Genomic DNA, 20,817 nt, shown 5'->3' on the forward strand with positions numbered 1-20,817 from the left:
TATTCCTCGACGACCTCACCGGTCGCAGGGTTGAGAATCTGATACAACGACATCACTGCACTCCTCTGTGCTCATCCAACTCTGTTGTGCTCATCCAGCTGACGTACTCACTCAGCTGACGTACTCATTCGACAGCCCGTTCACGCGACTGTCCTGCTCTTTCGACACGACCGTCCTCGACACGGCTGTCCTCGACACGACCGCACCCAGCCCGGCTGCGCTCCTCTGACGCAGGACGCGGGGACTCACTCCGCAGCCGTGCTCGATGCGCCCGATCCCTGTCCCTGTGCCGCCGTCTGCGTCCGACCGGTCCCTGCGTCCTGCCCGCGGACCGGCGCGTCCTCCCGGAGGGAGATGCCCTTCACCCAGAAACGGGTGAGCAGGTCGACCATCTCCTCGCTGGGCTGCCGGCCGCGCCACCCCAGTTCCGTCTGGGCGTAGTAGCTCATCATCGACACGATGGCGAGCGCTGCCTCGGCAGGATCGACCTCCGGATCGGCGGAGCCCTGCGCCTGCTGTCTCCGGATGCCCTTCGCGATCCTCCGGGCGAAGCTGTCGCGGATGAGCAGCCGCACCCGGCGGAAGCTCTCGTCGTGATGCGCAACCTGCTCGATCACCAGCGACAGACCCAGGGTCTGATGGAACGAATCGAGGAACTTCCGCACCGATGCCTCGATCCGGTCCCGGATCAGGGGGACGTCCATCTCGCTCACATCCGTACTGGTGAGACGAGAGGCGATGGAGCGCTCGATGATCGCCGCGAACAGGGCCTTCTTGCTCTTGAAATGCGCGTAGAAGGTGCCGCGGGACACATCGGCCTCCTGGAGGACGTCCTCGACCGCGCAGTCGACGTAGCCGTGCCGGATCAGCGCTCGGGTCCCCGCATCGAGCAGGTGCTGACGAGTCCGCATCCCCCGCTTGTTCTTGGGCTCCGCGGGATCGGAGACTCCGCTCCACACGCTGAGTGCGAAGCGCACGTCCTCGATGTCCGCATCGACCGCCGCAGGGAACTTCCCGAGTGCTTGGTTCATCCTCCGATTGTGTCGCCCCTGTCCACGTGTCGCCATTTCCGGCACATGAACTTCGCTGTGCGGAATCGACGGCTCTGTGTTCGACACCTCCTCTCTCCTTCTCCCGTGCATGTCCTCCGTGAGCCCGCTCATCGGCCCAGCAGGCTCTCCGCCTCTTCCGCGGACAGACCGGCGAGCCGCACGAGCACCTCCACCTGGTCCGCACCGACTGCGGGTGCCGGGGTGAGCGGCTCCGTCCCGCAGTCCGGGGACATGCGCAGCGGATTGCCCACGGTGGGCACCCGGCCGTTCTTGGGGTGGTCCACGTACCGGATCATCCCGCGAGCGAGCAGATGCGGGTCCTCATCCACCTCCTTCAGCTCCTTCACCGGCGCGGACGGCACCTTGTGCGCCCCCAGCCGTCGGGTGATCTCGTCCCGGGTGAGGGTCGAGGTGACCTCGGTGACCGCTGCGTCGAGGGCATCCATGTGCACGGCGCGCTCGTACACCGTGGTGAATCGCGGATCCTCCAGCAGCGCTTCGAGCCCCAGCGCGCGGCACACCCCCTGCCAGTGGGCCTCGGCGGCACTGATGATCGCGAGCCAGCCGTCCGCCGCCCGGTAGACGTTGTACGGAGCCATCGCCAGGCCCGAATGGCGGTTGCCCGTGCGCTGCGGCAGCTCGCGGTCCGGATAGTTGTAGAGACCGCTGAGCGCAGAGGTGAGCATGGGGTAGATCGTGTCGTGCATCGACACCTCCACGACGCGGCCGGCCCCCGTGCGCTCACGGTCGTACAGCGCGGCCATCGCCGCCCCGAACAGGTGGATGCCGCCGGAGAAGTCCGTGAACGCCGGTCCCGCCTTCACCGGCGCCCCGTCCGGGAACCCGGTCGTCGCGATCGCACCGGACATCGCCTGCACGGTGAGGTCCATGGCGGGCAGCTCCGCGTACGGACCGGAGGAGCCGTAGCCCTTGCCCGAGGCCACCACCAGTCGCGGATTCCGCTCCAGCAGGGCGTCCGGGGCCAGCCCGAGCCGCTCCAGCGCACCCGGGGCGTAGTTCTCGATGAGCACGTCCGCGGAGTCCACGAGCTTCAGCAGGGCCTCACGCCCGGCCTCGCTCTTGAGATCGAGGGCGACGCTCTTCTTGTTGGAGTTCAGCATGATGAACTCCTGCGGGTCCGCGTCGTCCCGCGCCCGCCCGCGCAGCTTCTCGCCGGCCGGCGGTTCGACCTTCACGACCTCCGCACCCAGGTGGGCGAACATGAGTCCGCAGTACGGGCCGTTGTAGATGTGCGCGAGTTCGATGACGGTCAGATCTGCGAAGGACGTGAGCATGGGGTTCCGCTTCTTCGAGGACGTTCGGATGGACGGCGCGCGGCGAGGAGCGCGGCGGTGCGCCCCTCAGACCGCGGCATGACGCAGTTCGGAGGTGCAGGTCTCCGCCACACGGGTGAGCTTGTCGAACACCGCGAGCACGTCCGTGCCGCGGCTGAGGCCGTCCGGACCCCAGACCGTCAGCGAGAACACGCAGGTCCCGTCCCTGTCGAACACGGGAGCGGTGGCCGAGTGGAACTCGTACTCCCCCGCCTTCTCCACCGTCGTGTTGTTGAAGTGCGCCGAGGCCGCGTTGATCGCCGCGGAGAGCTCGCGGCGGTTCTCCGCGGCGGGCGAGTGTCCGGCGGAGGCCGAGGCGATCTCGATGGCGAGCCCGGTCTCGTGGCCGATGCCGTAGGCGTAGCCGGAGCTGCGCACCCGCTCGAGGCCCCGTTCGAAGTTGTCGCGGGCGACGTGGTCGGCGTCGTCGTGCACCTGCGACATCCAGCGCGACTCCATCTCCGGACCGCCGAAGGCGGCGAACACGCCGCCGATGGGCGGCATGAAGGGGACGTGCCGGCCCACCCTGGTGACGCGGGTGGAGCGCTTGTCCGTGCCCGCGGCCGCGACGGTGACCATGTCCTCGTCGACCATGCACATCGCCGTGACCTCCGTGGAGAGGTCCGCCGCCAGCCGCTCCATGTGCGGGCGGATGAGGTCGAGCTGCGCCACGCGGGCGGAGGAGATGCCGGCTCCCAGCGTCATGGACCCCGGCCTGAAGGAACCGTAGCCGCCCCGGAAGAACAGCAGCGGCAGGTGGGAGCGCAGGGTCTCGAGCGCCTCCACCCGGCCCACCACGATGTCGTGGTCGCCGCCGTCGAACACGTCCTGCGTCTCGCAGTCGATGAAGCCGATCGCGTCCGCGAGCCGCGGGTTCCCGTGCGCGGACGGGGACCAGTCGAAGCCGTCGAGCTTGTCCGTCTTGCGCTTCGCCACCGCGCGGCAGACGTCCTCCTGGGTGTTCCCGAGGATGTTGACGCCGAACTTCGTCCCGCTGGCCCGCAGCGCGGCCCAGGAGGAGGAGGTCTTCTGCGGGAGGAAGCCCACCAGCGGCGGGTCGAGGGAGACGGAGACGAAGGAGCCCACCGTCATGGCCAGCGCACCGCCGTCCGGGTCAGCCGCCGTGATCACCACGACGCCGGTGGGGAACGATCCCAGCACCCGGCGGAACTCGTCACTGTCAAAAGCACTCATCACATTCGTCCTTTCACTTCCGGCCGGCGGCCAGGATCCGGGCCGCGTTGCCCGTCATCATCGTTTCGATCTCCGCCTCGGACACACCGCGCGCCAGGAGGTCGGGGACCACACTGGACATGATCGCCCGCGCATCCCACAGCGGCAGATCCGTCCGCCGGTGCTCGTCCGGGAAGTTCATGCTGAACACGGAGGAATCGGTGGAGAGCACCATGCGGTCGGCATAGCCGAGAGCGCACATGCGGACCACGGTGTCGATGCGCTGGGCGTAGGGCAGCCTCGACTCGAGGCCGAACCGGTCCATGCCCAGCACGGAGCCGCGGTCCGCGATGCGCCGCAGGAGGTCGATGTCCGTGGTGTCCCCCACATGTCCGATGACCACACCGGACAGGTCGATGCCCCGTGACTCGAAGTAGTCCTGCTGCGCGAGCCCCGTGCCGTTCCCGGTGTCCGAATGCGTGAAGATGGGAGCACCCGTCTCCAGGTGGGCGTCCGCGACCGCCTGCATGACGGTCCGGACGCCCTCGGTCATGCCGTACCGGTCTGCGGAGCACTTGAGGACGGCGGCCCGCACTCCCGTGTCGCTGATGCCGACGCGGATGTCCCGGACGAACATCTCCGTGAGCGGGTCCGGCCCGTCGAAGAGCCTGCCCGGCCCGTTGAGCTGGGCGAACACGGGCGCCTCGTGGTAGGTGTACCACCCCGTCGCGACGAGGATGCTGAGGTCCACCTGCTCGGCGATCCGCTTGAGCACCGGCACGTTGCGGCCCGTGCCCATCACGGACAGGTCCACGAAGGTGTCGATCCCGGTGGCCTTCACCCCCTCCAGCACGGTCACCGCCCGCGCGACCATCTCCTCCACGGGGAAGAGCTCGGGGTAGTTGAGCACGAGCTCCGCGTTGAGCACGAACACGTGCTCGTGCATGAGGGTGCGGCCGAGCTCCGCAGCGGCGACCGTGCCGGTGAGGGTGGGGATCATGTCAGCGTCCTCCTGGATCGCGTGGTCAGCTGGGGCGGTGGGGGAGGATGATCTCGTCGAACATCCGGTCCGAGATCGCCTGCAGGTACTCCCGGTCCTCGAAGTCCTCGCTCCCCTTGTACCAGGAGGCGAAGTCCTCGAAACCACCCTCGTCCGTGTAGCCGAGCTCCTCGGAGATGCCCGTCCACTTGTCGATGCTCTCCTTCACCGCCGTGTTGAGCGCGGCGCCGTCGAGGTTCTCGGACTCCTCCAGGCCCTTGACCAGGCCCTCGTTGGCGGAGGTCAGCGCCACCTCGGACTCCGCGTCCAGGTACTGCGCGCTGCCTCCGGCCGCCGACGCCGCGTCCGAGGTCTCCCGCACCGATTCCAGGGCGTTGAAGAACTCGGCGCTGGTGTACTCGCGCTGACGGTCGAAGATCAGCTGCTGCGCCACGAGCGGCAGCTGCTCCCACTTGGCGCCGGCCACCAGGGATCCCGGGCCCGGGGCGAAGCTCTGCTCCTGCGGGAAGTACACGTGGGGCGCGACCTCGAGCCAGCCCACGGCCAGCGCCGTGGCCGGGGACTGCAGCGAGCAGTCGAGGATGCCGCGCTGGAAGGCCTCATAGCCCTCGGCCAGCTCGACCGAGGTGATGGTGCCGCCCAGCGCCTCCACCTGCACCTTGTGGGAGGCCGCGTTGCCGCGGATCTGCGCGCCCTCGAAATCCGCGGGCGTGCTCCGCTCATCCGCGCACACCATCGAGATGTTGCCGTTGGGATTGGCCGGGTTGATGACGTGCATGCCGCGGCTCGTGAACTCCTCCATGATCTCCGGGGTGTTGAAGGAGACCTCCTGGAGGGCAGCGTGGCTGACGATCTCGCCCACCAGCGGTGTGGAGGGAGCCTGCACCATGGAGGTCGTCATGTCCACGAAGCCGGGCATCTCCTGCGGCTCATAGGTGGTGTAGTAGTGGGCCATGTCGAGGCGCCCGTCCGTGAGCGCCGCCGGCACCTCCGTGGGCGCGGCCACCGATCCCGCGTAGTGGATGTTGACGGTGATCTTCCCACCGGACCACTCCTCGAGCGACTCCGCGAACTCACGATCGCGGAGAGACGCGTGCGCCTCCGGGTTGGGGGAGGCCACCTGGAAGTTCAGGTCGATGGGATCGACGTCCTCGAACGCCGCCCGGTACTCCTCGATCGTCGCGTCCGCGGCGACGCCCTCGCCTCCCGCACTGCCGCCTCCGCCGCTGTCCGCCTTGGAACAGCCCGTCATCGCCACGACCGCCGCCAGCGCCACGGGCACGGCGGCCAGCCTCATATGTCCTGTCCTCATCACGAATACCCCTTTGTATCTGTCCGTGTCCTCATGCCGTGCGCGGTGCCTGCCGCTGCGGCGTCCTCGCTGCGGCGGCGGGTGCCGCCGCTCACCTCAGTCACCGCTGAAGTGCCTGATGGCGCCCTTGAGGCCGAGCTCCGCCATCTGCGCCTTCACCGCATCGATCGACTCCGCCGTGTGCGAGATCGAGTCCCATTCCGCGCCCGCCCGCAGCGCCTCCGTGAAGCCCTGCCGGTCGAACACCCTGTTGAGCGCGTTCTTCTTCAGGTAGAGCAGGTCCAGCGGCGTCCTGCCCACCCGGCGCGCCAGCGTCGCGGCGGCCTCGGTCGTCTCCTCCGCCGGAACCGCCTGGTTGGCCCAGCCCAGCTGGGTGGCCTCCACCCCGGTCATGCCGTTGCCGGCGATGTAGCTCAGCTCCTTGGCCTTGCGCATGCCGATGTGCCACAGCGACACCGTGCTCAGCAGACCGCCGCCGAGCGGGATGGAGGGCCAGCCGATGTTGGCGGTCTCGGACACGACCACCAGGTCGCAGCAGGCCACCAGCATGGTCGCCCCGCCCAGGCAGTGCCCCTCGACCGCGGCGATGAGCGGCTTGGGATACTTCCAGATGCGCTCCCACAGGTCGATCTTCTCCTGCAGGTTCCGCCAGTCCGCATAGGCGCTGGCAGAGGCGTACCCGGAGACCACGTCGTAGCCGGCGCTGAAGTTGCCGCCGCTGCCGCGGATGATCACGGACGAGACGGCGTCGTCCTTCGCCAGCGCGTCCAGTGCGCTGAAGAGGTCGTCCAGCAGCTCGTCGTTGAATGCGTTGAGCTTCTCCGGACGGTCGAGGGTCACCGTCGCATAGCGCTCCGCTTCGAAGCGCTCCGTCGAGACGAGGGGCATCGGTCATTCTCCTTGGAATCGGACTGGCGTCTTCGCCTTGAAGGCGGCGACGGAGTTCTTGTGGTCCTGGGTCGTCGAGGTCACCGCGGAGGCGAACGACTCGAAGTCCCAGGTCTGGGCGAAGCTGAGATCCGCGGCGGCCTGCACCGCCTTGCGCGTGGCGAAGAGCGCCTGGGTGGGCCCCTCCGCCATCGAGCGGGCGAAGGCGTGGACCCCGTCCGCGAACTCCTCCGGGGCGAAGGACCTCACCGCGATGCCCAGCTCCATCGCACGGGCCGCGTCGATCACCTCTCCGGTCATGCCGTAGTACATCGCGGTGCGGGTGCCGATCTGCTGGCCGAGCAGGTAGGGGACGGAGCTGTCCGGGGCGAGTCCGCGCTTGATGAAGCCGTACTGGAACCGTGCGCTCTCGCTGACGAGGATCATGTCCGTCGCGAGGGCGAGACCGAATCCCGCTCCGACGGCGTGGCCCTCCACGGCGGCGAGGGTGGGCTTGCGCACCCCGCGCAGCAGTTCCGCGAGCTCGCGGCCGAGGGCGATCCGGCCGGCGTTGTGCGCAGGTGTGGACGGACCGCCCATCCTCTTCACATCGCCCCCCGCGGAGAAGCTGCCGCCGCTGCCGGTGAGCACCAGGCAGCGCACCCGGGGATCGTCGTGCGCCTCGAGGAAGGCCGTGCGCAGATCCGCCCGCAGCTCGACGCTCAGCGCGTTCTTGGCCTCGGGCCGGTTCATCCGCACGTACAGGACGCCGTCCCGGAGCTCCCGCTCCACCACCTCGAGCACGGCGAAGTCAGCCCCCGCCCCGCCGCGAACGGCGCCGTCCCGGGAAGCGGTGGGGTCGTGCCGGTCAGCGCCGGTCCGCTCCGCCCCGCTCACAGCGTCGAATCCCCCGCCAGCATGCGCCTGGCGATCGTCCGGCGCTGGATCTCCGAGGTGCCGTCGGGGATGCGCAGCATCCGTGCGAAGCGGTATCCCGCCTCCAGCCCCAGCTCGTTCGTGAGCCCGAGGCCGCCGTGGATCTGGATCGCCTCGTCGAGGACCCGGCCGACCATCTCCGTACAGCGGGCCTTGATGATCGAGGTCTCCTTGACGGAGGCCTCCCCCGCGTCCACCATCTCCGCGGTGCGCAGCACGGCGGACTTGCAGAGATAGATCTCCATCGCCATCTCCGCGAGCTTGGCCTGCACCATCTGGTGCTCGCCGATCGTCCTGCCGAACGTCCTGCGGGTGTTCGCGTACTCGAGGGACATGTCCAGCGCCCAGCGGGCGAGCCCCACGCACGTGGCGGACATCGTGAGGCGGCCACGGCTGATGCCGCCCAGTGCGAGCTTGAGCGCCTTCCCCTCCTCCCCCACGATCTGCCGCGGCGTCACGTGCACGTCCGTGAGGGAGATGATCGTGGCGTTGGAGCCCCGGTTGCCCATCATGGGGATGCCCGTGTCCACGGAGAACCCCTCCGCGTCCGTGTCGACGAAGAAGCAGGTGATGCCCCCGGTGCGCGCCTTGAACGCCTCGGGGTCCGTGACCGCGAAGACGAAGGCGTGGCTCGCGTGTGCGGCGTTGGAGATCCACTGCTTCTGGCCGTTGAGGACCCAGCCTCCGTCCACCGCGCTCGCCCTCGTCTTGAGGTTGAAGACGTCCGATCCGGCGTCCGGCTCGGAGAGCGCGAAGCAGAGCGTCGCGGTGCCTGCCGCGATCGCCTCGAGCTTCTCCTCGCGCAGTCCCTCGTCCAGCTCGAGCAGGAGCGGGGACAGGCCGTTCGTGAACGGCGAGGGGATGACGGATTCGTGCACGACCGAGCGGTTGGGCCCGTACCGGTGGTGCATGGCCTCCTGGATCGCGACGATGCCGGCTGCGGAGAGGTTGCCCCCGCCCAGCTCCTCCGCACCGTAGAGCGAGTAGAAGCCGGCCTCCGCGGAGAGCTCCCGCACCTGCCTGCTGATGTCCTGGTACTCCGGGGACATGAGGCCCCGTTCGTCGAAGACCCGGGTCTCGTCCGCCAGGAGTTCGGCGTGCTCCTCTTCGATGGGTGCGACGGCCTTGTCCACGAAGCCGAAGAGGGCCTCGATGATCTCCCGGTGCTCCTGGGCCTCTGTCACTGTCCTGTCTGCCATCCGTGACCTCTTCGTGTGCTGTGTCAGATGCGCGGCCACGTCAGGACGCGGCGCCGGTGAGCTGCGGACGCACTTCCCGTGCGAACTTGGTCATGGAGCGCAGCACCTGCTGCTGCGGCTGGCTGCCTGCGTCGAACCAGCCCACGAGGCCTCCGATCCCGGTGACCAACTTGTAGTCCTCGAGCTGCTGCGCGACGTCGTCGGAGGAGCCCAGGATGATGGCCCCCTTGTCGAGGTAGTCCTGGAAGCTCAGCTCGTTGAGGCCCAGGCCCACCTTCGCCCGGTTGCTGAGGATGCTGAGGTACCACATGAGGCCCTGCTCGTACTCCTGTGCGGCGGTGGCCCGGTCATCGGAGACATGGATCGCCTTGAGCTGCGAGGAACGGGCGACGAGCTCGTCGATCTCGTCATAGCTGCGGCCGGCGTCGCGCGCCTCCTCGCGGTAGATGCCGACCAGACGGGCCATGTCCTCCCACGTGGGCAGCTGGCCCATCACGAAGGCGAAGCCCTGACGGGCGGCGGCGCGCAGAGAGGCCTCCGTCTGCGAGACCATCACGAAGACCGGCGGGTGCGGCTTCTGCAGCGGCATCGGCATGAGCTGGATCTCCGTGGCCTGCTCGCCCCGTCCCGGGACCTGGAAGTGCTTGCCCTTGTAGCTGATCTTCCCGGTGCGCCAGCCCTCCATGATGATGTCGAAGGTCTCCTGGTAGCGCTCGTCGCGCTCGTCCGGGTCGATGTCGTAGGCCTGGAACTCGAGCAGGTCGTAGGCCTTGCCGATGCCGAAATTCAGGCGGCCGTCGCTGATCACGTCGAGGAGCGAGAAGTCCTCCGCGAGCTTGAGCGGGTGGTTCATGGGCAGGCGGGTGACGCCGGAGCCCAGGCGGATGTTCTGCGTGGTGCCGGCGCAGGCCGCGAGCAGCACCTGCGAGGAGGAGATGATGCCGTACTGACGGGCGTTGTGCTCCGCGACCCAGGCCTCCTCGAAGCCCAGTTCGTCCGCGAGGCGGATCTGCTCGAGGTTCTTGTGGACGGCCTCGCGCTCCGTGGTCCAGTCCGGCACGTTGGTCAGGCAGAAGATGCCGAAGTGCAGCTGGTCGTGGCTCACTGTTACCTCCGTTGTCAGTCGCTGCCGCGCGGGCGCACGGCTTCAGGTTCAGACTTGTTTCTATACAAGCTTATATACATCTTGCATCTGCTTGGCTGGGCGCGCAATAGCGGGCTTCAAAATCATCTCGTCTGAGATCTGGACACCGCAGTGATATAGGTGTGTATAGTTTCGTCCGGGATCGGCCCTCCCCACGGGGACCTGCACTCAGCGAGGAGTGAAGATGGAGCACAGCAGAGCAGTCGTCGTCACCGGCACGGGCAGCGGCCTCGGCGCCGCCGCCGCACGCGCGTTCCTGGACGCCGGGTTCGCGGTCCACGGCTTCGACCGGACGGAACAGCAGCCCTCCGCGGAGCGCGGAGAACCGTTCTTCCCCGCGCGTGTCGACGTCACCGACGACGCGGCGGTGGCCCGGGCAGTGGCGGAGGCGGCAGCCTCGCACGAGGTCGTCGGCCTGGTGCACTGCGCCGGGATCGCGGAGTTCGGTCCCGCACAGCCGGGTCACCTGCTCGACCCCGAAAGCGGGCGGCCGGCGGACAACCTCGGGGCTGTCGAGCGCACCCTGCGCGTGAACCTCCTCGGATCGTTCGTCATGGTCCGCCACGCCGCTGCGGCCATGGCCGCCCGCGAGGTGCCCGCGGGTGAGGAGAGGGGCTTCATCGTCCTCACCTCCTCCGGCGCGGCCACGGACGGCAAGGCCGGGCAGTCCGCCTATTCGGCCTCGAAGGCCGGGATCATCGGCATGACGCTGCCGCTCGCCCGCGAGATGGGGGCTTTCGGCATCCGCGTCGCCTCGATCGCGCCGGGGCTCTTCGACACCCCCATCCTGGACGGCACACCCAAGCTCACCCGCCATGTGCCCTTTCCCGCCCGCGTGGGCCGGCCGGAGGAGTTCGCCGCGCTCGCACTGCACATCGCGCAGAACCCCTACATCAACGCAGAGGTCATCCGCATCGACGGCGGGATCCGCGGGGAGTTCACCTCGCGAACGCCCTTCGTCCGCTGAGGCCGCCCGGCCGCGATTCCGCGGACTCGCCGTCCGCGTCCGCTCCGCGGAGCCTCGTCCACCGCATCGTCGCGCAGCCTCTCGCACACTCGAGAAAGCGAGTCCCACCCATGTTGAGAACCGTCAGAATCCTTGAGCGGGTGCTGTCAGGCATCGCCGCGCTCGCACTCGTCGCGCTGATCGTGCTCAGCGTCTCCCATGCACTGGGACGGACGTTCTTCGGAGCCCCCATCCACGGCGCCAACGAGATCGCCGCGCAGTGGATCCTCCCGATCATCGTGCTCTTCGCCATTCCCAGCGCACAGGTGTGGAAGGAGCACTACGTCGTCACCATCGCCACCGAGCGCATGGGCGCACGCTCGCTGGCCCTGCTCAAGTTCGCAGGCTTCCTCTCCGGCGCACTGCTGTGCGCCGGCCTCGCCTGGTACGGCCTCGAGGAGGCGCTGAAGAAGACCTCCGTGAGCGCCACGGCGGGGATCACCTCGCTGCCCGTCTGGCCCTTCTACTACCTGGTGCCGGTCGGAATGGCTCTCTGCGTGCTCGTCTTCGTCATGGACGCGCTGCTCGCGCTCAGACATCCGGAGGACGAGATCAACACAGGAACAGGACGGTCGATCAATGTCGACCCCGAAGAAGAAGTTCTCTGAGAGGGGTTCCTCCATGTCTCCGACCACCTCCGACTCCTCCGTGGAGAATCAGACCACCCCACCCACAGGGACCGGTGCGCGCACGCGGGGCGGACCGCGGGGACGGCTGCCCCTGGGCTTCCTCGTCTCGGCGGGGATCAGCCTCGCCTGCGCGATCGGCCTCTTCACCTCGGTCAGCGATGTGGCGTCCGGGCTCTGGGCCATCGCCCTGATGGTCTCGCTGATGTTCATGGGCATGCCGATCCCCGTGGCGCTCGGTCTCGCCAGCGTGCTCGGCATCTACTACGTGAGCGGCACCCTCGCGCTCACCAATGTGCTGTCCACCTCGGCCTTCACCGCGTCGTCGTCCTGGTCGATGACCGTGCTCCCGCTGTTCATCTTCATGGGGCTGCTGCTCACCCAGGCGGGCCTCACACAGCGCCTCTACCGCGCCACGGACCTCTGGTTCGGCTGGCTCCCGGCCGGCATCGGCATCGGCACCACCGCCGCGGGTGCCGGGCTCGCGTCCGTCTCCGGATCGACGATCGGTATGACGTACGCCCTGGGCCGCGCGGGGATACCCGAGATGCTCAGAGCCGGATACGACAGGCGAGTCGCGGTGGGTACCATCATCATCGCGGGCCTGCCCGGCCAGCTGATCCCCCCGAGCATCCTCCTGGTCGTCTACGCCGGGATCGCCTCCGTCCCCGTGGGCCCGCAGCTCATCGCCGGGGTGGTCCCCGGTCTCGCCATCGCGTTCGCCTACGCGCTGATGTTCCTCTTCATCGGCATCTTCCTCCCCACGCTCGTGGGCCGCGGTAGGAATGCGCAGGCCCACGAGGACAGGACGGTGACATGGGGCGAGCGCTTCGACGCACTCGCCAAGATCTGGGGCTTCCCGCTCATCATGCTCGTGCTCTTCGGCGGCATGTTCACCGGCGTCTTCACCCCCAGCGAAGCAGGTGCCGCGGCCGCCGGAATGTCCCTGGTGCTCGCAGTGTTCTACACCTGGCGCGACAAGCCGCTGGCGCAGGTCACAGCGGCCGCGGTGAACACCGTCAAGGCCTCCGCCGCCGTCTTCTTCATCCTCATCGGCGCGGAGATGCTCACCCGCATGCTCGCGGTCACCGGGCTCGCCGAGGCCGTCACCGGCTTCATCACCGGCCTGGGACTCTCGCGCTTCGCCTTCCTCTGCGTGCTCATCGTCCTCTACATCTTCATGGGGATGTTCTTCGACACCATGGCGATGATGCTGCTGACGATCCCCATCCTGCTGCCCACGTTCTCCGCGTTCGACGTCGATCTCATGTGGTTCGGCATCTTCATCGTGCTGCTCGGGGAGATCGGCATGATCACGCCGCCCGTAGGTGTGCTCTCCTACGTGGTGTACAACCTCTGCAAGCGCAAGGAGATCAACACCGGGGTCCGCATCAGTCTGGGAGACGTGTTCACCTCCCTGCTGTGGTTCCTGCCGCTGTCCATCGCCTTCCTGCTGCTCCTCATCGCCTGGCCCGACCTCGCGCTCTGGCTGCCGAGCATCTCGCAGGCGCAATGAGCACGGACGCGCATCCGGCCGGCGGCACCCGTGTCGCCGGCAAGGTCGTGTTGGTCTCCGGGGCGGCCTCGGGCATCGGCCTCGCCTCAGCGCGGGCGCTGGCCGCCGAGGGCGCGCGGGTCGTCCTCGCGGACCGCAGCGAGGAGGCGGGTCTCGCCCAGGCGTCTGCCCTGGGCGGGGCCCGCGCCCGCTTCGTCCTGCTCGACGTCACCGTCCCGGACTCCTGGACCGGTGCCGTCGAGGCGGCGGTGGACCGTTTCGGCCGGCTCGACGCGCTGGTGAACTGCGCCGGCACTGGCGGCAGCGGCACGGTGCGGGAGACCACGACGGAGGACTGGCGGCGGGTGATGTCCGTGAACCTGGACGGGGTGTTCTTCGGCATGCGGGCGGCGCTGCCGGAGCTGCTCAGGCGGAGCAGCTCGTCCATCGTCAACATCTCCTCCATCGCCGGACTCGTGGGCTTCAAGGGCTCCGCCGCCTACAGCGCCTCCAAGTGGGGCGTCCACGGGCTCACGAAGACCGCCGCGCTGGAGCTCGGCGAACAGGGCGTGCGCGTGAACTCCATCCACCCGGGCAGCATCGCCACCCCGCTCACGGCAGGTCTCCGGCGGGGAATCGGCCAGATCCCGGCCGGCAGGGTGGGCGCACCGGAGGAGATCGCCCACCTCGTCACGCACCTCGTCTCCGACGAGTCCCGCTTCACGAACGGGGCCTCGATCGCGGTGGACGGCGGGGAGACCGCGGGCAACAGCCTCCGCGGTCTGCTCTGAACCGGGCCGGGGCAGAGCGACGCCGGGGCAGAGCGACGGGCCGGCCGGGCCGCACCACTGGTGCACTCCCGGACGGCCCGCCGCCGTGCGCTCGGCCCGAGGCGGCCTCAGCCCGGTCGGCGCTCTGCGAGCACCTCCTCGTAGAAGCGGTCGATCAGCGGAGTGAGGTACTCGGTGTCCACCACCTCGCCGCTGCCCTGATACCACTGGGCGAAGTCGAGGTAGTCGCCCTCGTCCACGTAGCCGAGCTCCTCGGTGATCTCCGTCCACCTCTCCGCGGATGCTCCGACGTCCTCGAGCAGCTGCTCACCGTCGAGGTTCTCGGAGCTCCGCACGCCCTCGAGGATCTTCTCATTGCCCTCTCGCACCGCCGCACTCGATTCCGCGTCGAGGAAGTGCATCCCTCCGCCGTGCTCCTGCGCCCCCGCGGCCAGGGCCTGTGTGGAGACGAACGAGTTGCCGAGCTCTGCGAGGTTGTACGAGACCATGCGGTCGAAGATCAGCTGCTGCGCCGCCAGCGGCAGCTGCTCCCAGCTGGCGCCTGCGACGATGCTGCCGGGCCCGGACACGAAGCTGCTGTCCTCCGGCACGTAGACGTTCGCCGCGGTCTCCACCCAGCCGAACCCGGTGATCGAGGTGGGCGAGCCGAAGGTGCACTGGATGACGTTGCGCTGCAGCCCCTCGTAGGTCTCCGCGAGCTGGAGGGAGACGCTCGACCCGCCCAGCGCCTCGATCTGCTGCGTCTGGGCGGCCGCATTGGCCCTGATCTGACTGTCCGCGAAGTCCGAGGTGCTCGCCTTCTCCTCCGTGCAGGCGAGTGCGGTCGCGCCGAAGGTGTTGTACGGGTTGAGCACGGTCATTCCCTGGGCCTCGAACTCGGCCATCACCTCCGGGGAGTCGAAGGAGGCCTCCTGCGCGACCAGGTGCGAGACGATCTCACCCTGGAGCGGGCTGGAGGGGAGGGAGACGAGGGAGTTCTGCACGTCCACGAAGGCCTTCATCTCGTCCGCGTGGTAGGACGTGAGCCAGTGCGCCAGATCGAGCCTGCCGTCGGCCAGCGCACCGGCGATGTCGTCGGGCGGGGCGACGGAGTTGCCGTACATGACCTCCACGGTGATGGCACCGCCGGACCACTCCTCGATGGATTCGGCGAACGCGGCATCGCGCTGGCCGGAGGTGGATTCCGCGGTGGCGGACGACACCTGGAACGTGAGGTCGATGGGGTCGACGTCCGCGAGAGCCTCCTGGTACTCCTCCATGCTCGCCCCCGCCGGCACGCCCTCCCCCGCAGCCGAGGCCGCTCCCCCGTTCTCGCGGTCCGCCTTGGAGCAGCCGGCGAAGGTGAGGAGGGGCACCGCGAGGAGCGCGGCCGCCCGCAGCCCTGCGTGGGCGTGATCGAGCCGTCGTGACGGCCGTGACTGTGGTGTCATGTCGTGGCTTCCTTCTCTTCTGCCGGAGGCGTGTCCTCCTGGCCGGTCCCGGTCCGCTCGCCCCGCACCCGGGAGGCGCGCACGAGCGCGCGGGCGCCCATGAGGGTGGTGTCGATGCCGATGCTGCTGGCGATCGTCATCACGTCGATCACCTGCGCCGGGCTTGCGCCGTACTGCAGCGCCTTCTCCGTGTGCACGCTGATCCCCGCGGTGAACAGGTGTGTGGTGGCGACGTCGATCGCCACGTAGACGAGCTCCCGGAACCAGTCGGGGAGCTCTCCGTGGTTCCAGGGGATGCTGGAGACGTCCAGATACGCCTCGAAGTACTCGGGGGTGTAGGCGAGGACCGTGTCCCAGCCCGGCGACCAGTACCGACGCTCCCGGATGAAGCGCTCCTTGAGCGCCCTGTGCCGCGTCTGGGCGGGCTCATCCGCAACCTGCTCCGCCACCCCCAGACGTGCGAACACCTCATGGGCAAGGGGCACCCCCACCAGCATCGAGTGCGTGCCCAGGGACGCTGCGAGCTGCAGGGTCTCCATCACCTCCGCCTCGCTCGCCCCCGCCCGCAGCGCCTGCGCGATGTGGAGCTGGGTGGCGGCCGGGTGCAGATACGTGACCTGGGCGTTGACCGCGACGGCGATGAGCTCGCGTTCCCGCGCCGTGAGCGCGCCCCTGTGCGCAGTGACGCGCAGCAGGCGGTCATAGGCCGCGAAGTAGCGCGGGTCCGCGGCCAGCAGGGCGTCGAGCTCCTCCGACCAATGGCCGTGGGCGGACTCGAACTCCCGTCTCAGCTCATCCGGGTGTGCGTGAACCATGGTGAGACCTCTCCGGCGCCCACTTCACCGTGTGCGCCTGTGGTCTCCCCATTATGAAGTTAATAGACAGACATGTCTATATAGTTTTTGGGCGACAACCGCTGCCGCACGTCCTTCTTCCGGGCATCGGCCGCCTTCTGCGGGCACACCGCTCATCCACAGAGACGCCCGCCCATACGTGGGCGGGGAGGCGGCTTTCCGGAGCCCCCGCCGCGTTCCTCTGCCGTTCGAGAAACATGTGCCCGGATGCGTGTGCAGCCACCCACATAGAAGTGGGTGGCTGCACACGCATCCGTGCGGTGAACTCAGCGCGGCGCCAGCACCGCCACCAGGAAGTCGTCCGACGGCGGCCGCAGATCCCAGGTTCCCAGCCGGAGGCTCAGCCCCAGTCCGGCAGATTCGGCGTCCGCGAGGAACTCCTCGAACCCGTAACCGCGCCCGGCACCGAATCCGCAGACGAAGCGCGCATCGTCGAACATGTGCGCGCGGATGCGTTCGAGCACCCGCACACGCTCGTCCGTGGCCACGAAGGTCATGACATTGCCGGCCATGACCACCAGGTCGAAGAGCTTCTGCGAGCCCCACGGCTCCCGGAGGTCCATCTCCCCCAGATCTCCCACCTGCCAGCTCACGTCCGGGAAGTCCTCGCGCGCCACGTCGATGAGGTGCGGATCGAGATCGACACCCGTCACCGTGTGGCCGCGCCGGGCCAGCCAGCCGCCGATCCGCCCGGTGCCGCAGCCGGCGTCGAGGATCTTCGACTCACGCTCCGCCATCGCATCGGCGAATCGCGCCTCTCCGTAGATGTCCTGCCCGGACTCCGCCAGGGTGCGCCAGCGACGCGCGTAGTTCCGCGCGTGCGCGGGATCGCGCTCCACGGCCGCCGTCCACAGATTGCCGTGCGGCTCCACACCGGTCACGCTGCGCTCAGTCCCGGTCGACGAGGAGGTAGGAGGCGCCGGCGGCCGCACCGGTGACCGCGAGGACTGCCGGCCACGCACCGATCTTCTTGGCGAGCGGGTGGGAGAGGCCGAAGCCCAGCACATACGCGGCGGACAGGCCCACGGTGGTGGGCACTCCGCGCTTCTTCAGCCAGGTGCGGCCGGCGTAGGCCCCGGCCGCCGCGAGAACCGCACCGCCCAGCGGACGGATGAGGGTCTCCCGTGCGGTGAGGTATCCGCCCACCAGACCGAGGGCCACCACCGGTGCCGTGCTGACTTCTGCTGCGTCCTTGAAGATCGTGTCCTTAGCCATGTTCGGAGTCTAGCGGCGGGACCTGCCCATCGGACCAGCGCGCCGGGCCGAGCCACGCCTGCCCCTGCAGAAGAGGCCGCCTCGGCATCAGCACCCCGTCGCCGCTGCGAGGGCCTCACAGATCTCCTTCATCCGCCCGGTGCTGATCTGCGTCCGAGGAGATCTGTTCATTGTGATAACCGCGCCGCGACCCGTGCGCAGCTCCTGTGTCAGACTTGCGAGGCAAGGAACAACCCCCGCAGGAGAGGCCCCCTCACCCGCGGTTCCGGCGGGTTCCGCACACGCACCCTCCACCACGCCCCGGGTCCGCAGCGGCGGTGTGAGTCGTGGGGACCGCCGGTCGCACACAGATCTGGAGCACAGCGATGTCACAGCCCCCCGGCTACGGCCCCCAGGGGATCAATCCCAACACCGGACTGCCCTACGGCCCTGGTGACGTCTCCGGCGGGGACGACGGCACGCGGGCCTACCCGCAGGACCCCTACGGCCAGGCGCCCGGCGGCTACGGCGCTCAGCCCGGCTACGGCTCCGCGCCCGGCGGCTACGGGACGGGCCAGCCGGCAGGGGCCTCTGCACCCTACGGGAACGAGCAGTACGGCAGCCCGCAGTACGGCAACGACCAGTACGGGAACCAGCAGTACGGCTCCCCTCAGTACGGCCAGGACTCCTATGGTCAGAACGCCTACGGATCCCCGCAGCACGCCCAGGATCCCTACGGGGCGGAGGCCGCCGGCTACGCCCCACAGGGCGGCCCCTTCGGCACTGCCACCACCAGCGAATCCCAGAAGACCTTCATCGCCACCTGGCTCCTCGGCTGGCTCCTCGGCTCCTTCGGCGCAGACCGCTTCTACCTCGGCAAATTCGGCACCGCCATCGCCAAACTCCTCACCGCCGGCGGCCTGGGCATCTGGACCCTCATCGACGTCATCCGCACCCTCTTCGGCGCCACCCGCGACACCGAAGGCCGCCCCCTCGCCGGCTACGAACAGAACAAGAAGATGGCCCGCCTCGTCACCTTCATCGTCTGGGGGATCGGCGTCGTGGCGGGCATCATCTCGCTCATCGTGACGATCGCGCTCATGGGTGCCGGTGCCGCGACATACGAGAACCCGACTGGAGAGAGCACCTCCCAGGCCGCGGAGGAGCCCGCGGAGACCGAGGCGGCCGAGGAGCCGACTCCCGACGCCACCGAGGAGGCGGAGACCGAGGCGGAACCCGCCGCGAGCGATCTCGCCCAGTGGGCCGACGACACCTACGGCACCTTCGAGGCGGAGGAGATCAGCGGTTCCGGGAACGACTCGTGGGCGGTCCCCTCCGGCGTCACGGGCGCCATCGTCACGGTGTCCACCGGAGGCGACGGACTCACCCTCAACTCCCTCGACGATGCGGGCGACACCACCTCCGGCCTCATCGAGTTCGTCCCGCCGAACTCCGAGACGACCCTCATGTTCAATGCGGCGGACACCTACATGCCCGAGGTCTCGGAGATCTCCCTCGAGGGCGGCAGCTGGGACGTCTCCATCGAGCCCGTGAGCTCCGCCCCGGAGCTCGAGCCGGACGCCAGCGGCACCGGCAGCGGGGTCTACCTGTACGACGGGGAGAGCACCACGGCGCAGGCGGAGCACTCCGGCGAGTCCAACTTCATCATCTGGCAGTACGGGGACGCGCTCTCCACGGGTCTGCTGGTCAACGAGATCGGCGACTGGTCGGGCTCCGTGGATGTGTCCGCCGGCCCCTCCGTCATGTCCGTCGACGCGGACGGGGACTGGTCCCTCACCCTCGAATGACGTGACCTGCGGGGCCCGCGCGGTCGGTGAGACCGCCCGGGCCCCGTCTTCCGTCCCCGGCCACATCTGTTCATTGTGATAACCGCGCCGAGGACTGCGTGCGGCTCCTGTGACAAACTTGCGAGGTAAGGAACAACCCCGCAGGAGAGCCCCCTCACCCGCGGTTCCGGCGACTTCCGCACCCGCCCTCAGCGGCGCCTTCCCAGGTCCTCTGCGGCAGTGTGCGTCAGCGACGTCCGCCGGTCGCACACAGATCTGGAGCACAGCGATGTCACAGCCCCCCGGCTACGGCCCCCAGGGGATCAACCCCCACACCGGACTGCCCTACGGCCCCGGTGGCGGAGACGACAGCACGCGGGCCTACCCGCAGAGCCCCTACGGCCAGGCATCCGGCTCCGCGCCCGGCGGCTACGGGACGGGCCAGCCGGCAGGGGCCTCTGCACCCTACGGGAACGAGCAGTACGGCAGCCCGCAGTACGGTCAGGACGCCTACGGCCAGGATGCATACGCCGCTCCGCAGGCCTACGGGGCCGAGGCCGCCGGCTACGCCCCACAGGGCGGCCCCTTCGGCACTGCCACCACCAGCGAATCCCAGAAGACCTTCATCGCCACCTGGCTCCTCGGCTGGCTCCTCGGCTCCTTCGGCGCAGACCGCTTCTACCTCGGCAAATTCGGCACCGCCATCGCCAAACTCCTCACCGCCGGCGGCCTGGGCATCTGGACCCTCATCGACGTCATCCGCACCCTCTTCGGCGCCACCCGCGACACCGAAGGCCGCCCCCTCGCCGGCTACGAACAGAACAAGAAGATGGCCCGCCTCGTCACCTTCATCGTCTGGGGCCTGGGGGTCATCCTCGGCATCATCATGACGATCGTGATGGTCGCCACCGGCATCTTCGCCGCGGCCTCCGGCGGCGGCAGCACGGGCGGCTCGTCGAGCAGCAGCGCACCGCAGCGTCCGTCTGCGGAAGGGGATTCCAACTCCGGTGCGGACGGCGGCGCCGCGGCGGAATGGGCCGAGGCCAACTTCGGCACCTTCGAGACCGTCGAGCAGTCGGGCTCCGGGAGCGGACAGGTGGACTTCCCCGCCGATGTCCGGGGTGCGGTCATCGTCTTCGACTACGAACCGAGCGAAGACTACGACTACGGCATGCTCGAGAGCGTCGGCGAGGACAACCAGAGCTCCTCGGACGTCTACCTCAGCACGGACTTCGGCACCCCCAGCACCAGCAGCGCCGCCTGGATCGCCTCCGAGTACTCCGATCCAGTCGCGGCGCTCAACGTCGACGGCGAGGGCGACTGGACGGTGACGATCACACCGGTGTCCACCCTCGAAACCCTGCCGGAATCCGGCTCCGGTTCCGGTTCCTATCTCTACGACGGTTCCGGCGGCACGCACGCCATCAGCACCGACGGCGAGATGGGCATGTTCGTGGCCGAGTACAGCCAGACCGACTACGCCGAGGTCTTCCCGACGCTGGTCGTGTCCGAGTCCAGCACCGCGTGGTCCGGCACGGGTGACCTGGAGCCCGGCCCCGGCCTCGTGACCGTCACGACGGACGGCGACTGGGAGATCACGCCGCAGTGATGCGCGCG

Annotated in this window: 19 protein-coding genes; 6 read left to right on the forward strand and 13 right to left on the reverse strand. The window is 68.9% G+C overall.

All coding sequences use genetic code 11. From position 1 onward, the window contains the following. Nucleotides 1-245: 245 nt before the first annotated feature. The 9 genes from ABD240_RS05720 to ABD240_RS05760 all read right to left on the reverse strand — a co-directional run bounded on the left by ABD240_RS05720 (nucleotide 246) and on the right by ABD240_RS05760 (nucleotide 9,978). Nucleotides 246-1,031: a TetR/AcrR family transcriptional regulator gene (locus ABD240_RS05720; protein WP_344336077.1), complete on the reverse strand. Its 786-nt coding sequence runs from the start codon at nucleotides 1,029-1,031 to the stop codon at nucleotides 246-248. Nucleotides 1,032-1,159: 128 nt separating this feature from the next. Beyond that, nucleotides 1,160-2,347: a CaiB/BaiF CoA transferase family protein gene (locus ABD240_RS05725; protein ID WP_291791622.1), complete on the reverse strand. Its 1,188-nt coding sequence runs from the start codon at nucleotides 2,345-2,347 to the stop codon at nucleotides 1,160-1,162. Between the two features lie 66 nt (nucleotides 2,348-2,413). Beyond that, nucleotides 2,414-3,580 carry a flavin reductase gene (locus tag ABD240_RS05730; RefSeq protein WP_344336081.1) on the reverse strand — a complete coding sequence of 389 codons (1,167 nt, stop codon included), beginning with the start codon at nucleotides 3,578-3,580 and terminating at the stop codon, nucleotides 2,414-2,416. Nucleotides 3,581-3,593: 13 nt separating this feature from the next. Then, nucleotides 3,594-4,559 (reverse strand): phosphotriesterase family protein, encoded by a 966-nt coding sequence (locus ABD240_RS05735; RefSeq protein WP_291791616.1) that lies wholly within the window; start codon nucleotides 4,557-4,559, stop codon nucleotides 3,594-3,596. 25 nt (nucleotides 4,560-4,584) lie between these two features. After that, a complete protein-coding gene (gene dctP, locus ABD240_RS05740; RefSeq protein WP_344336084.1) occupies nucleotides 4,585-5,871 on the reverse strand; it encodes a TRAP transporter substrate-binding protein DctP in 1,287 nt (428 codons plus the stop codon). A 96-nt stretch (nucleotides 5,872-5,967) separates the two neighbouring features. Further along, nucleotides 5,968-6,759 (reverse strand): enoyl-CoA hydratase/isomerase family protein, encoded by a 792-nt coding sequence (locus tag ABD240_RS05745; protein ID WP_344336087.1) that lies wholly within the window; start codon nucleotides 6,757-6,759, stop codon nucleotides 5,968-5,970. A gap of 3 nt (nucleotides 6,760-6,762) precedes the next feature. Beyond that, nucleotides 6,763-7,635, reverse strand: a complete 873-nt coding sequence (locus ABD240_RS05750) for an enoyl-CoA hydratase/isomerase family protein (RefSeq protein ID WP_291791605.1) — start codon at nucleotides 7,633-7,635, stop codon at nucleotides 6,763-6,765. Next, entirely contained in the window at nucleotides 7,632-8,873 is a 1,242-nt protein-coding gene (locus ABD240_RS05755) for an acyl-CoA dehydrogenase family protein (RefSeq protein WP_291791602.1), read from the reverse strand. Before ABD240_RS05755 ends, ABD240_RS05750 begins: the two co-directional genes overlap by 4 nt. 40 nt (nucleotides 8,874-8,913) lie before the next feature. Beyond that, a complete protein-coding gene (locus ABD240_RS05760; RefSeq protein ID WP_291791599.1) occupies nucleotides 8,914-9,978 on the reverse strand; it encodes an LLM class flavin-dependent oxidoreductase in 1,065 nt (354 codons plus the stop codon). A gap of 223 nt (nucleotides 9,979-10,201) precedes the next feature. On the opposite strand from ABD240_RS05760, the gene ABD240_RS05765 reads away from it, so the two are divergent. From ABD240_RS05765 to ABD240_RS05780, 4 genes are all read left to right on the forward strand, one after another. Then, the gene (locus ABD240_RS05765) at nucleotides 10,202-10,984 is read left to right on the forward strand and encodes an SDR family NAD(P)-dependent oxidoreductase (RefSeq protein WP_291791596.1); all 783 of its coding nucleotides are present in this window, start codon (nucleotides 10,202-10,204) and stop codon (nucleotides 10,982-10,984) included. A 140-nt stretch (nucleotides 10,985-11,124) separates the two neighbouring features. Further along, on the forward strand, nucleotides 11,125-11,631 hold the full coding sequence (locus tag ABD240_RS05770) for a TRAP transporter small permease (RefSeq protein WP_344336093.1): 507 nt from the start codon (nucleotides 11,125-11,127) through the stop codon (nucleotides 11,629-11,631). A 13-nt stretch (nucleotides 11,632-11,644) separates the two neighbouring features. After that, complete coding sequence (locus tag ABD240_RS05775; RefSeq protein WP_344336096.1) at nucleotides 11,645-13,165, forward strand: TRAP transporter large permease; 1,521 nt, start codon at nucleotides 11,645-11,647, stop codon at nucleotides 13,163-13,165. Further along, on the forward strand, nucleotides 13,162-13,935 hold the full coding sequence (locus ABD240_RS05780) for an SDR family oxidoreductase (protein ID WP_291791589.1): 774 nt from the start codon (nucleotides 13,162-13,164) through the stop codon (nucleotides 13,933-13,935). The genes ABD240_RS05775 and ABD240_RS05780 overlap by 4 nt, the downstream gene beginning before the upstream one ends. Before the next feature lie 107 nt (nucleotides 13,936-14,042). On the opposite strand, the gene ABD240_RS05785 is transcribed toward ABD240_RS05780, so the two are convergent. The 4 genes from ABD240_RS05785 to ABD240_RS05800 form a co-directional block, all read right to left on the reverse strand. Continuing rightward, entirely contained in the window at nucleotides 14,043-15,365 is a 1,323-nt protein-coding gene (locus ABD240_RS05785; protein WP_344336100.1) for a type 2 periplasmic-binding domain-containing protein, read from the reverse strand. Continuing rightward, nucleotides 15,362-16,180 carry a carboxymuconolactone decarboxylase family protein gene (locus tag ABD240_RS05790; RefSeq protein ID WP_291794763.1) on the reverse strand — a complete coding sequence of 273 codons (819 nt, stop codon included), beginning with the start codon at nucleotides 16,178-16,180 and terminating at the stop codon, nucleotides 15,362-15,364. Before ABD240_RS05790 ends, ABD240_RS05785 begins: the two co-directional genes overlap by 4 nt. A 305-nt stretch (nucleotides 16,181-16,485) precedes the next feature. After that, entirely contained in the window at nucleotides 16,486-17,100 is a 615-nt protein-coding gene (locus ABD240_RS05795) for a class I SAM-dependent methyltransferase (RefSeq protein WP_344336105.1), read from the reverse strand. Nucleotides 17,101-17,107: 7 nt separating this feature from the next. Beyond that, nucleotides 17,108-17,434: a hypothetical protein gene (locus ABD240_RS05800; protein ID WP_291794764.1), complete on the reverse strand. Its 327-nt coding sequence runs from the start codon at nucleotides 17,432-17,434 to the stop codon at nucleotides 17,108-17,110. Between the two features lie 365 nt (nucleotides 17,435-17,799). Here ABD240_RS05800 and ABD240_RS05805 point away from each other — a divergent pair, with 365 nt between their 5' ends. Then, on the forward strand, nucleotides 17,800-19,221 hold the full coding sequence (locus ABD240_RS05805) for a TM2 domain-containing protein (RefSeq protein ID WP_344336108.1): 1,422 nt from the start codon (nucleotides 17,800-17,802) through the stop codon (nucleotides 19,219-19,221). Nucleotides 19,222-19,489: 268 nt separating this feature from the next. Beyond that, a complete protein-coding gene (locus ABD240_RS05810) occupies nucleotides 19,490-20,809 on the forward strand; it encodes a TM2 domain-containing protein (protein ID WP_344336111.1) in 1,320 nt (439 codons plus the stop codon). Nucleotides 20,810-20,817 lie beyond the last annotated feature (8 nt).

Origin of the sequence: Brevibacterium salitolerans, from assembly GCF_039531405.1 — a bacterium.
GTDB lineage: Bacteria > Actinomycetota > Actinomycetes > Actinomycetales > Brevibacteriaceae > Brevibacterium > Brevibacterium salitolerans.

Excerpts from the sequence above, each read along its gene's own strand:
- ABD240_RS05725 (WP_291791622.1), bottom strand. The coding sequence starts at position 2,347 with ATGCTCACGTCCTTCGCAGATCTGACCGTCATCGAACTCGCGCACATC.
- ABD240_RS05720 (WP_344336077.1), bottom strand. The coding sequence starts at position 1,031 with ATGAACCAAGCACTCGGGAAGTTCCCTGCGGCGGTCGATGCGGACATC.
- ABD240_RS05765 (WP_291791596.1), top strand. The coding sequence starts at position 10,202 with ATGGAGCACAGCAGAGCAGTCGTCGTCACCGGCACGGGCAGCGGCCTC.
- dctP (WP_344336084.1), bottom strand. The coding sequence starts at position 5,871 with ATGAGGACAGGACATATGAGGCTGGCCGCCGTGCCCGTGGCGCTGGCG.
- ABD240_RS05735 (WP_291791616.1), bottom strand. The coding sequence starts at position 4,559 with ATGATCCCCACCCTCACCGGCACGGTCGCCGCTGCGGAGCTCGGCCGC.
- ABD240_RS05800 (WP_291794764.1), bottom strand. The coding sequence starts at position 17,434 with ATGGCTAAGGACACGATCTTCAAGGACGCAGCAGAAGTCAGCACGGCA.
- ABD240_RS05745 (WP_344336087.1), bottom strand. The coding sequence starts at position 6,759 with ATGCCCCTCGTCTCGACGGAGCGCTTCGAAGCGGAGCGCTATGCGACG.
- ABD240_RS05780 (WP_291791589.1), top strand. The coding sequence starts at position 13,162 with ATGAGCACGGACGCGCATCCGGCCGGCGGCACCCGTGTCGCCGGCAAG.
- ABD240_RS05790 (WP_291794763.1), bottom strand. The coding sequence starts at position 16,180 with ATGGTTCACGCACACCCGGATGAGCTGAGACGGGAGTTCGAGTCCGCC.
- ABD240_RS05810 (WP_344336111.1), top strand. The coding sequence starts at position 19,490 with ATGTCACAGCCCCCCGGCTACGGCCCCCAGGGGATCAACCCCCACACC.
- ABD240_RS05730 (WP_344336081.1), bottom strand. The coding sequence starts at position 3,580 with ATGAGTGCTTTTGACAGTGACGAGTTCCGCCGGGTGCTGGGATCGTTC.
- ABD240_RS05785 (WP_344336100.1), bottom strand. The coding sequence starts at position 15,365 with ATGACACCACAGTCACGGCCGTCACGACGGCTCGATCACGCCCACGCA.
- ABD240_RS05755 (WP_291791602.1), bottom strand. The coding sequence starts at position 8,873 with ATGGCAGACAGGACAGTGACAGAGGCCCAGGAGCACCGGGAGATCATC.
- ABD240_RS05775 (WP_344336096.1), top strand. The coding sequence starts at position 11,645 with ATGTCTCCGACCACCTCCGACTCCTCCGTGGAGAATCAGACCACCCCA.
- ABD240_RS05805 (WP_344336108.1), top strand. The coding sequence starts at position 17,800 with ATGTCACAGCCCCCCGGCTACGGCCCCCAGGGGATCAATCCCAACACC.